An 11,276-nucleotide genomic window follows, 5' to 3' on the forward strand; every position below is an offset into this window, starting at 1 on the left:
GTCGTCGGCGAGGTCGATGGTCACGGTTTTGCCGTCGTTCGACGTGTGGAACGGGCGGCCGCCGGCGAGCCAGATCATCGCGTCGTAGAAGCTCGCGTCGCCCGAGTCGGCGGCGATGTACACGCCGATCTGCTTGAGTTTTTTCGCGGCCTGGTAATAGTCGTCCCACGTGGTGATCTTGGTGGCGTCCACGCCAGCCTGACGGAACACATCCTCGTTGTAGAAGAACGCCATCGGTCCGGAGTCCATCGGCAGGCCGTACACGCGCCCGCCGAGGTGCACGGACGCCCACGTGCCCGGCGTGTACACGCTGTCGTAGCCGTCGACCCGGTCGGTGATGTCGAGCAGCTGGCTGCTGACCGCGTATTGCGGCAGGGCGAAGTATTCGAGCTGTGCGACGTCGGGCAGCCCGTAGCCGTCCTGGATCGCGCTGTTGAGGTTCTCATAACCGCTGGTGTTCTTGATGGTGATGCGGATGTCCGGATTGGCTTTTTCGAAGTCGCGCGCCAGCGTGCTCATGCTGGGCTCCCACGACCATACGACGATTTCGGTGCGCGTGTCCCGCTGCCCGCATGCGGCGAGCGCGATCGTGGCGACGAGCGCGCAGGCGGCGGCAAGCATGCGTTTCGCATGGTCGATGGTCTGCCGTGCGCTCATGTTCGCCGCTCCTTGCTGCCGATGATGCCAGTATGCCGGTGGCCGATATCCGTATCGAGTCTACACACCGGAGCATAAGAAGGCATAGAAAAACGGCTCCCCTCGCGTTGATGTGCGAAGAGAGCCGTTGTCCGTCGATCTATACGACGTATCAGATCGGGCCGGACTAGCGCTTGACGATGGCGACACCGTTCGGGTCGATCGTCACGGTGCCGTCGTCGTTGGCCTGTGCGAGCGAGGCGACGATCGTCTCGCCGTCGACCGGCACAGTGACGGACCGGTGCGTGCGGTTGAACAGGAACGCGAACGTGACGTCGCCGGTCTCGTTCGTACGTTCGACGCGCAGCACATCGCCGTTGCCGGCGACGGACGGCACGTCGATGTCCATCGCGTCGAGCAGTTCGGGCAGGCTCTTGGCGATGCCGTCGCGGCCAAGTCGGCAGCCGACGTACGCGGCCTTGCCGTCGCCGTATTCGTTGACGGTGATCGCCGGCACGCCGTTCATGCCGACCCACGGCTCGGACTTGTACGTCTCGAGCACGCGCGCCGAATCGGCGACGGACGTGATCACGTCGGCGAAATCGTGCGCGACCGTGCCGTTGGTCAGGTCGAGGTGATCGAGCGTGCCTTCGAAGTCGGTGCCCATCGGCGCGAACTCCTCGATGCGCACGCCGACCACGTCGCGGATCGAACCGGGGTAGCCGCCGAGCCAGATGTGGTCCTTCTCGTCGGAGATGCCGGTGTAGTAGGTGACGAACAGCTTGCCGCCGCGGGCCACGTAGTCGCGCACGCGGCGCGTGGTCTCCTCGTCCAGAATGTACAGGCTCGGCAGCACGACGGCCTCGTACGAATCCCAGTCGGAGCGCACGGGCACCACGTCGGCGGTCACGCCCTGATCGGCGAGCGCGCGGAACCATGCGAGCGGCTCGGTCCAGTGGCGCACCTGCTGGGTCGGGGTGGCGGTGTGTTCGGTGGCCCATTCGGACTCGTAGTCGAACACGACGGCCACGCGCGACTTGGCGAGCTTGGTGCCGAGCAGTCCCTCGTCGGCTAGGCGCTGCAGGTCGCCGCCGAGTTCGCACACGTCGCGGAAGTCCTGCGAATCCTCGCCCGCATGCGGCACCATGGCGGTGTGGAACTTCTCCGCGCCGGCCTTGGACTGGCGCCACTGGAAGTAGCAGATCGCGTCGGCGCCCATGGACAGGTGCACGAGCGCGTCGCGCACGAGCTGGCCGGGCTCCTTGCGGTAGTTGATCGGTCGCCAGTTGACGGCGCCGGTGGAGTTCTCCATGAGGAACCACGGGTTCTTGCGGGCGATGCCGTCGGTGAGCGCGGCCGAGTAGGCCATTTCGTCGAGGTGCGCCTCGCCCGGGGTGAAGTAGTGGTCGTTGGAGACGAAGTCGACTTCCGAGCCCCAGTCGTCGTAGTTCATGCCGGTGCCGCCGGCGGAGACCATGAAGTTGGTGGTCAGCGGCCGGCCCGGGGTGAGCTCTTCGAGCAGGTCGCGCTCGGCGATGTAGAACGCCTTGAGCGCGTCGGAGCTGAAGCGCTTCCAGTCGAGCAGCTTGCCCGGGTTCATGAAGTTGCCGTCGCCGATGAAGCGCGGCAGGACGATTTCGGAGAAGTCGTTCATGTGCTGCGCCCAGAAGGCGGTGCCCCACGCGTCGTTGACGGCGTCGATGGTGCCGTAGCGCTCCTTGCACCAGTCTTGGAAGGCGCGCTCGGCGTCTTCGGAGTAGTCGAAGCGGTTGTGGCAGCCGTATTCGTTGCTCACGTGCCATGCGACGACGTACGGGTTGTCCTTGTAGTGTTCGGCCATGGCGCGGCACAGCTTGAGCGCGTACTCGCGGAAGACCGGGCTGGTGGGACGCCAGTGCTGGCGTGCGCCGGGCTGGCACACGTCGCCGCGGTAGTCCTGCCAGAGGACTTCCGGATGGGCCTGGGTGAGCCACATCGGCGGCGAGGCGGTGGCGGAGGCGAGGTCGACGGCGATGCCGGCCTTGCCGAGTTTGTCGATGATGCGGTCGAGCCAGTCGAAGTCGAACTCGCCTTCGCGCGGTTCAATCTTGGCCCAGCTGAAGATGCCGACGGAGACGAGGTTGACGCCGGCTTTGGTCATGAGCCGGATGTCGTCGTCCCACACGTCTTCCGGCCACTGGTCGGGGTTGTAGTCGCCGCCGTACCAGATGCGGGCTTCCTGGCCCTCAAGTGGCTGCGGCCAACGGAATGGTCTGTGCGCCATTGCTGTCCTTTCGTTGCATCGCGTGTTGTTCCGCCATACTGCGGAGCCTTTCGATGTTTGCGTTATCATAATAGCACCGTCAGCGACAAAGTCCAGCATCCGGCGTGGCAGCCCGCGCAGCAGGAACGCGGAATGGTATGGTAGATTCTGATAACGAAAACACCGCCGTTTCATGGAGAAGTTAGGTAGTAAGCAGTATGGAACGCACATCAACGTCCTCGGTCTCAATGCAGGACGTCGCCAAGGAAGCCGGAGTCTCGCCCCAAACCGTGTCCCGCGTCGCCAACGGCAGCAGCGCGGTCCGACCCGAAACGCGCATGCGCGTCGAAGCCGCGATGGAAAAGCTCGGCTATCGGCCCAACTACGCGGCCCGCGCGCTCAAGCACGGCCGTTTCCAGGACGTCGGCGTCGTCATGTTCAACCTGTCGTCGTTCGGCAACGCGCGCATCCTCGACAGCATCGCCACCGCGGCCAACAACGATGATTACGCAATCACCGTGCACTCCATCGGACGCGGCCGCGACCGCACCATCAAAGCGGCCGTCGAACGCATGAAGCAGCTGCCCGTGGACGGCGTCATCATCGTCATGGAAGAGCAGCTCGCCGACTTCGCCGACTTCCAACCGGCCGCCGAACTGCCCGTCGTGCTGCTCAGCGAAAACCCGGCCCCGTACTGCCCGACCGTCGACGCCGACCAATACGGCTGCTCGCAGACCATCGTCGACTACCTGCTCAGCAAGGGACACCGGACCGTCTATCACATCTCCGGCCCGGCCACGTCGCGCGCCGCGCAAAGCCGCGAACAGGGCTGGCGCGACGCGCTGTCGGCCCGCGGCATCAGCGTGCCGCCGCTGTACACGGGCGACTGGGAGGCCGACAGCGGCTACCAGTGCGGCCTCGCGCTCGCGCACGAATCCGACTGCACGGCCGTGTACGCAGCCAACGACCAGATGGCGTACGGCGCGATGCTCGGCCTGCGCGCGGCCGGCAAGCGCGTGCCCGAAGACGTGAGCGTGATCGGCGTGGACGATTCGCTCGCCGGCACGATTCCGCGGCTAGAGCTGACCACCATGCGCATGCCGTTCGACCGTATCGGTCGCAAGGCGTTTTCGATGGTACGCAACCTGTGCGAAGGCGCGGACGTGCCCGCGAACGTGAAGACCGTGATCCCCACCGAGCTAGTGGAGCGCGGTTCCGTGCGCGATCTGAACGCCGCATAACGGGGGCGGCTCCGTCTGGTTTTCGCAAACAGAGACCGCCTTGCCCTGTCGCGGTTCCGCTATATCGTGGCGGTTTTCGCTCGTCTGGGACGTCCTGAGCGTCCGATTTCTGCCACGTAAAACCCACCGTGGCAGAAAAGACCCGATGACGGCATGCTCAGCGAGCGGTTTCTGCCACGTGCCGACTGAGACCGGGCATCCCCAGCGGCACGCGCGACACGAATTCGCGCGGCTCGCCGCTGACCGGGTCGACGAACGACAGTCGCCGCGCGACGAGCTCGAGCGGTTGGGAGAAGTCGTCGTACGCGCGCGTTTCGATGCGCGGATAGAAGTCGTCGCCGACGATCGGCAGGCCGATCGAGTTCATGTGCACGCGCAGCTGGTGCGTTTTGCCCGTGCGCGGATGCATCGTGTACGCGCGGATCGGCGTTGCGTGCGTTGATATTTGCGCTGTTGACGTTTGCGATGATGCGTACGACGATATTCGCGTCGGCTCGTGCGCGACCGGCTCGTGCGCGACCGTCTCCCCCAGTTCGATCACCGTTTCCGCGTTGACCGAGCCCGACTCCTCGTACGCCTGCAGGATGCCGCGCTGCTTGACAATGCGCGACCGGCGCCGCAGCGGGAACACGCGCGGCGGCTCGAGCGGTTCGATCGTGCCGTACCGCGGCCGCCGAATCGGTGCTGCCGGCGCGAGGCACTCGTACACCTTGGTCGTGCGCCGCTCTTGGAACAGCATCTGATACGCCCCGCGCAACGCCGGATCGCGCACGAACACGACCACGCCCGCCGTCAGCCGGTCCAATCGGTGCGCGGGCACGATGTCCGGCTCGCCGTACCGCTCGCGCAGCCGGATCAGCGCCGTCTCGCGATACCACATGCCGCGCGGCGTGACGGCAAGAAAATGCGGCTTGTCAATCACGATGATCCCCGCATCCTCATACAGCACGTCGAAATCAAACGGAATCCGCGGCTCGTCCGTCACCCAGCGATGATGTTGCGTCGTCATGCCGCCATCTTCCCCGATTCCGACGACGATTCCGACATCACGACGATCATAACCCCCGTATTCAGGTGCTGTTCGAATGCTGATTCTTCCTCGTCTTCATCATGTACCGTTTCCACCCACACCACGTCTGACCGACACGATGAATCAGCCTCATCGAATACCGGGTGTGGGCATAAGTGGATCATTTTCCACGCTGAAAACCAGTTCGAAGATCGACCCCGCGCTGTGTGTGGGTGTAAGCGGGCTATTTGGCCCAATGATCGTGGGCATATCCGGTTCATATACGGGAGCGTGGGCATAGACGGGTCATTAAGAACGGTCATGAGCCGCGTACGTGTACCGTCCATGCCCACACCCTCACACCCACACGCCCGTACACACCCAAATACGAAAAGCCTCATTGGTTCGGCACGCATCGCCGCGCATACACAACATGCGTACGGGTTGTGTTGCCGTTTTCGCCGTGTCACACTATGCAGCAACGGGATGCACTGCCGGCCCGGAAACAATGCGCCCGACTATGCAAAGGAGACCACGATGAAGTCGCTCCGAATCCAACCAGCCCGCACCATCCACGCCGCCGCAATCGTGTGCATCATGCTCATGCTGTGCGCCGTTCCGGGATGTTCCTCGTCACCCGGCGACGGCGCTTCACAAAGCGCGCAGCAGCAGTCCTCGACGCAGCAGAACGGCAAAACGCCGTCGCAGGGCGAACGAGTCGCCTCGTCGTTGCGGGAATACGAGCAGCGTCTGATCGACCTGGACTCGCAGCGCTCCGACGATCAGACCCGCATGGCTCCGGAACAGAAGGCGATACTGCAGCGCGCCATCGATAACGGCGGCGAAATCTCCGTCTCCGACTACGAGGCCGCATGGTCGAACTATAAGCAATGTATGGTCGACAAGGGATACACGACGCCGGTGCTCATCAAATACTCAAACGGCATCATGCAAGAAGCCGGCGCGTACATCGACCCCGCATCCGGCAAACGGGACAAGTTCACCGAAGACGACACCGATTGCAAGACCATTCACGTGCTTGACGTCGACACCGTGTACGGCATGCAAATCGGCAACCCACAGCTTTATTCACATCCCTATCCCGGTACCGTGGACTGCCTCAAGCAAGAGGGTCTGGCCGATTCGAAATACACCGTCAAACAGCTTGAGCAGGATATCGAAAAATACCGAGCCAACGACTCGTCGGCGACCGTCGATCTAAGCAATCCGGTTGCAGCCGGGTGCATGGCGGCCAATCGACTGGTGATCGGCCGCGTCGGCGACGACGAACCCACCTGGTATCCGCTCGGCCAGTAGCCGCAACGTTCGCTAGACGAGTCAGTTCCAGCGTCTATTCGACGGTGACGGACTTGGCGAGGTTGCGGGGCTTGTCGACGTCGTAGCCCTTGAGCTTGGCCATGTCCATGGCGAACAGCTGCAGCGGCACCACGTCGACGAGCGGGCTCATCAGCGTGGGCGCCTTCGGCCGCCAGAACACGACGTCCGCGTAGCGCTCCACATCCGGATCGCCCTCCTCGGCCACGGCGATGATGAACGCGCCGCGCGCCTTGACCTCCTCGATGCCGGAGATCACCTTCGCGTGCAGCACGTTGCGGCCGCGCGCCGGCGGCACGATGAACACGATCGGCTCGCCTTCGTCCACGAGCGCGATCGGGCCGTGCTTCAGTTCGCCGGCCGCGAAGCCCTCCGTGAACGTGTACGCGATCTCCTTGAGCTTGAGCGCACCCTCCATCGCGACCGGATAGCCGACGTGGCGGCCGAGGAACAGGAACGACTTCGCGTTCACCATCTGCTCGGCGGCCTTCTGCACGGCCTTGGCCTGCGTGTCGAGAATCCACTGGATCTTGCGCGGCATGGCCTTGAGCGAGTCGAGCGTGGACTGGATTTCGTCGCGGAACATCGCGCCCTTGACCTGCGCGAGGTACAGGCCGAGCACGTACGCGGCGGTGATCTGCGCAACGAACGCCTTGGTCGAGGCGACAGCGACCTCGGGGCCGGCGTGCGTGTAGAGCACGGCGTCGGATTCGCGCGGAATGGACGCGCCCTGCGTGTTGCAGATCGCGAGCACCTTGGAACCCTGTTCGCGCGCGTGACGCAGCGCCATGAGCGTGTCCATCGTCTCGCCGGACTGCGAGATCGCGACGACGAGCGTGCGCGGTGTCAAGATCGGGTCGCGGTAGCGGAATTCGTGCGCAAGCTCGACTTCGACCGGGATGCGCACCCAGTGTTCGATCGCGTACTTGGCGACCATGCCGGCGTATGCGGCGGTGCCGCACGCGATGACGATGATCTTGTCGATCGCCTTGAAATCGTGCGGTTCGATGCGCACTTCGTCGAGGTTGATGTCGCCGTGCTTGTCGAGTCGGCCGAGCAGCGTGCGCTGGACGGCGGCCGGATCCTCGTGGATCTCCTTGTCCATGAACGAGTCCCAGCCGCCCTTCTCGGCCGCCGACGCGTCCCAGTCGACGGTGTACGTCTTCGGGTTCTCGACGACGTTGCCGAAGAAGTCGGTCACGATCACCTTGTCGGCGCTCACGCACACGGCCTGGTCCTGGTCGACTTCGAGCGCGCGCTTCGTGTACGCGACGAACGCGGCCACGTCGGAGCCGAGGAAGTTCTCACCGTCGCCGAGGCCCACGACAAGCGGCGAATCGTGGCGCGCGCCGACGACGATGTCCGGCTGGCGGCAGTCCGTGGCGAGGATCGTGAATGCGCCTTCGAGCATGCGCGCGAGGCGGCGCACGGCCTTGAACAGGTCCGGCTTGCCTTCCTCGGCGATGATCGTGTCGACGATCTTGCCGAGCAGTTTCGCGGCGACTTCCGTGTCGGTGCTGGATGCGAACCGGTAGCCTTCGGCCTGCAGGTCGAGTCGCAGCTGGGACGCGTTTTCGATGATGCCGTTGTGGATGATCGCGACCTTGCCGTCACGGCTGGTGTGCGGGTGCGCGTTCACGTCGCTCGGCACGCCGTTGGTCGCCCAGCGCGTGTGGCCGATGCCGACGGTCGCGGCCGGCATGGGCTTGCGTTCGATGTCCTCGACGAGATTGGACAGACGACCGGCCTTCTTGCGCACGGCCACCCGTTCCATGCCGGGGGCGGAGAGGGCCACGCCGGCCGAATCATAGCCGCGGTATTCGAGGCGCTTCAAGCCCTGCAAGCACACTTCCAACGGCTTGCCGCACGCGGTTTCCACTTTTCCTGCATATCCAACGATTCCACACATAACGCCCTACCCTACCGGACGCATGTTGCATCCCGAAACCCCGACCCGCCATCGTCACGCGTTCGGCGCATTCCCGCGCCCACCCCTATTTGGTCAGCATGGTGCCATAGCGCTCAAGCAGTCCTTGATTCACGCGTTCGAATTCGGGAATGTAGTCGGTGATGATCGCGTCCACCAATCGCATCGCCTTGTCCACATCGTAGATGTGCGCCGAATCGTTGCGGTCGCGCAGCATGCGCAGCCATATCGTTTCGTCGACGAAATCGTAGTACTGGAACGCGGTTTTCAGCACGTCGCGAGGCGAGCCGGAAGCCGACACCGGATCTCCCTCGTATGCCAGCAGCGCCTTGAACAGTTTCCAGCCAAGTTCAAACTGCAGCTCGAACTTGTCGATCACGCCGCTTTGCACGAACTCATTGGTCAGGTCCTGCTCAGGCGCATGACGCAACGATCGCAGCGCCGAGGCGTAGTTCTCATACTTTTTCATACAACACCTTCCCGGTCGTAGCGATCTCGTCGCGCAACTCTCCGGTGATCGGCTCGTCCAAGTCGATCACGTCGATCTTGAGCAGCGACCATAGGTCGTCCTGCAGCCGCCGGTACAGTCGTTCGAAATCGGGACATCCCGCGATCGCGACGTCGATGTCGCTTTTCGGCCTCGCGGTGCCTTTTGCCCGCGAGCCGAACAGCACGACCTTCGTCGCCCCCGCATCGACGGCGAAGTCGACGATCTGCCGATACACATCCTCGATCGGAACCATGATCGCCCCTTCCTGCATCCTGACATCCTCATTGTAGGATGCCCGCGGCGATATCCCGGCATCGGCGACGGGGTCGTTCCGGGGACTACACTGGGTCGCGTGAGCTGTATGAGGGGAAACATGTTGGTCTCGACGGTCGGATTGCTGGGGGATGCGGCGCGGACGGCGTGGTGGACGACGGCGGATGCGCTGCGTATACGGCCGGCGATGACGGTCGCGATGTGGACGTCGAATCTGCTGGTGATGGCGATGCCGTCGTTGCAGGTGTGGATGATCCGTTGGGTGACGGGCCCGACCGGGCTGGCCGGCTCGCCTTCGGACATGCGTATCGGCGCGGTCATTCTGCTGTTGACGTTGGGTGCGGTGGTGATCGCCGTCTCGTACGAGGTCACGTCGCGCATCCGCGAACTGCTCGTGATCCCGTTGGGTGCGGAGTACCGGACGCGTCTGACCCGCGCGATGGCCGACATCACGCCCGCACAGACGCTCGACCGTGATCTCAACGACCGGATCCGCGCCGCACGCGACGCGATCCCGTACAACATCGCCGACCATGCGTCCAACGCGACCGTCGTCGTAGGCGCCGTGTTCTCCATGGTCATGCTCGCCGCGTCCCTGTGGACCACGAACCCGATCGCGGCCGTGCTGCTCGGCGCGGCGATCATCCCCGAACTCGTCGCGCAGGCCGCCAACGCGCGGCTCGGCAGCGACCTATGGCCGTTGCAAGGCAGGTATTCGCGCCGCGCGGCCTATCTCGAACAGGTGCAGGACTATCCGCCGGCAAGCACCGAACTGGCCGCCACCCGCGGCTCGTTCGGCGTTCCCGAACAGGCGCACGACAGTTACATGGCCATGTCCGGCCTGTGGCGACGCATCTCGCTGCAGGCGTTGCGCGGGGCCGGACTGAGCGCGCTTGCGTTCGCGGTGCTTGCGGGCGGCGCGTTCGCGTTGATCATCGTCCACGATCATGCCGCGCTCGCCACGGTTGCGGCGGCCGTGGTCGGCGTGATCACCGCACTGTCGGTCACGCGCAGCACCGGCGACGCGTTCGGCGAGCTCATGAGTTCCACGCCGATGGTCATCGCCTACCGGCGGCTCATGGACACACTGACGGCGAACCCGACGATTCCCGAGACGCATGGACCGGTGGGCGTACGAGTGGAGCATGTCACGTACCGGTATCCGATCGCGGACGACGACGATAAAGCCGACACCGACGAGGTCGGCGGCACGACGGACGACGCTTCCGACGCAACGACGCAGTCGGATCCTTCCGATGCGGCCGCCCGTCCCGCATTGGACGACGTCTCACTCTCCATCGATCCCGGCTCGATCGTCGCATTCGTCGGCGAAAACGGTTCCGGCAAGACGACCCTGGCGAAGATCATCGCCGGCATCCTCGAACCCGATGCCGGCACGGTTTCGCTGCCCAGACCCGGGGATTCCACGGTCACGACCCCGTTGGCGCGGCTCGGCGCGACGAGCATGACGTTCCAGGATTTCACCAGGCTCGAGGTGACCGTGCGCGAGTTCATCGACCCGGACGGGCGAAAGACGGACAGACAGCTCTGGGACGGGCTCTCCCGTGCCCATGCCGATGCGATCATCGCCGGCCAGCCGAACGGACTGGACGCCCAGCTCGGCGCGCAATGGGGCGGCATCGGCCTGTCGGGCGGTCAATGGCAGCGCCTCGCATTGGCCCGCACGTTCCTGTCCGACCAACCGTTGTGGATATTGGACGAACCGACCGCCGCCGTGGACGCGACCGCCGAAGCCGCGATCTACCATGACCTGACCGTGAACCGTCCGGACGGCACCACCGTCATCGTCATCAGTCACCGGCCCCACGTGCTCGTTCACATGGACCGGATCATCGTCATCAGTCACGGCCGGATCGCCGAAACCGGCACCTACGACCAACTCATCGCGAATCACGGCATGTTCAGCCGACTGGATCACGACAGTCTGGAATAAACCGGACGCGACGGCGCCGATCCGATCCATGCGTATGCGTACGTTTCTGCGGCCGGTTCCGCAAAACCGTACACACAGCGGCATCCTCTGTACGGTCTTGCGGTAGTTTCCGCGAAAACGTACACTGACGCATCCCATACGTACGGTTTTGCGGCTCTTCGCATTTTGG

At 64.3% G+C, this 11,276-nt stretch carries 9 protein-coding genes; 3 read left to right on the forward strand and 6 right to left on the reverse strand.

All coding sequences use genetic code 11. The features are described 5' to 3' along the window. Positions 1–621, reverse strand: a 621-nt coding sequence (locus JS533_RS12630) for an ABC transporter substrate-binding protein (RefSeq protein ID WP_241515091.1), incomplete at its 3' end; no start/stop codon positions are given. Positions 622–823: 202 nt separating this feature from the next. Beyond that, a complete protein-coding gene (locus tag JS533_RS12635; protein ID WP_241515079.1) occupies positions 824–2,899 on the reverse strand; it encodes a beta-galactosidase in 2,076 nt (691 codons plus the stop codon). 227 nt (positions 2,900–3,126) lie between these two features. On the opposite strand from JS533_RS12635, the gene JS533_RS12640 reads away from it, so the two are divergent. Next, positions 3,127–4,119, forward strand: a complete 993-nt coding sequence (locus JS533_RS12640; RefSeq protein WP_241515092.1) for a LacI family DNA-binding transcriptional regulator — start codon at positions 3,127–3,129, stop codon at positions 4,117–4,119. Positions 4,120–4,276: 157 nt separating this feature from the next. Here JS533_RS12640 and JS533_RS12645 read toward each other — a convergent pair whose 3' ends face one another. Beyond that, on the reverse strand, positions 4,277–5,128 hold the full coding sequence (locus tag JS533_RS12645; RefSeq protein WP_241515080.1) for a pseudouridine synthase: 852 nt from the start codon (positions 5,126–5,128) through the stop codon (positions 4,277–4,279). Between the two features lie 537 nt (positions 5,129–5,665). Between JS533_RS12645 and JS533_RS12650 the strand changes: the two genes are divergently transcribed. Then, a complete protein-coding gene (locus JS533_RS12650) occupies positions 5,666–6,445 on the forward strand; it encodes a hypothetical protein (protein ID WP_241515082.1) in 780 nt (259 codons plus the stop codon). 34 nt (positions 6,446–6,479) lie between these two features. Here the strand turns inward: JS533_RS12650 and glmS are convergent, their stop codons facing one another. The 3 genes from glmS to JS533_RS12665 form a co-directional block, all read right to left on the reverse strand. Beyond that, positions 6,480–8,372 carry a glutamine--fructose-6-phosphate transaminase (isomerizing) gene (gene glmS, locus JS533_RS12655; protein ID WP_241515084.1) on the reverse strand — a complete coding sequence of 631 codons (1,893 nt, stop codon included), beginning with the start codon at positions 8,370–8,372 and terminating at the stop codon, positions 6,480–6,482. Positions 8,373–8,457: 85 nt separating this feature from the next. Next, the gene (locus JS533_RS12660; RefSeq protein WP_241515086.1) at positions 8,458–8,859 is read right to left on the reverse strand and encodes a nucleotidyltransferase substrate binding protein; all 402 of its coding nucleotides are present in this window, start codon (positions 8,857–8,859) and stop codon (positions 8,458–8,460) included. Further along, positions 8,846–9,133 carry a nucleotidyltransferase family protein gene (locus JS533_RS12665; RefSeq protein ID WP_241515088.1) on the reverse strand — a complete coding sequence of 96 codons (288 nt, stop codon included), beginning with the start codon at positions 9,131–9,133 and terminating at the stop codon, positions 8,846–8,848. Before JS533_RS12665 ends, JS533_RS12660 begins: the two co-directional genes overlap by 14 nt. Before the next feature lie 108 nt (positions 9,134–9,241). Here JS533_RS12665 and JS533_RS12670 point away from each other — a divergent pair, with 108 nt between their 5' ends. Then, entirely contained in the window at positions 9,242–11,107 is a 1,866-nt protein-coding gene (locus JS533_RS12670; protein ID WP_241515090.1) for an ATP-binding cassette domain-containing protein, read from the forward strand. Positions 11,108–11,276: the final 169 nt, after the last annotated feature.

It is taken from the genome of Bifidobacterium amazonense, from assembly GCF_018555435.2.
GTDB classification, from domain to species: Bacteria; Actinomycetota; Actinomycetes; order Actinomycetales; family Bifidobacteriaceae; genus Bifidobacterium; species Bifidobacterium amazonense.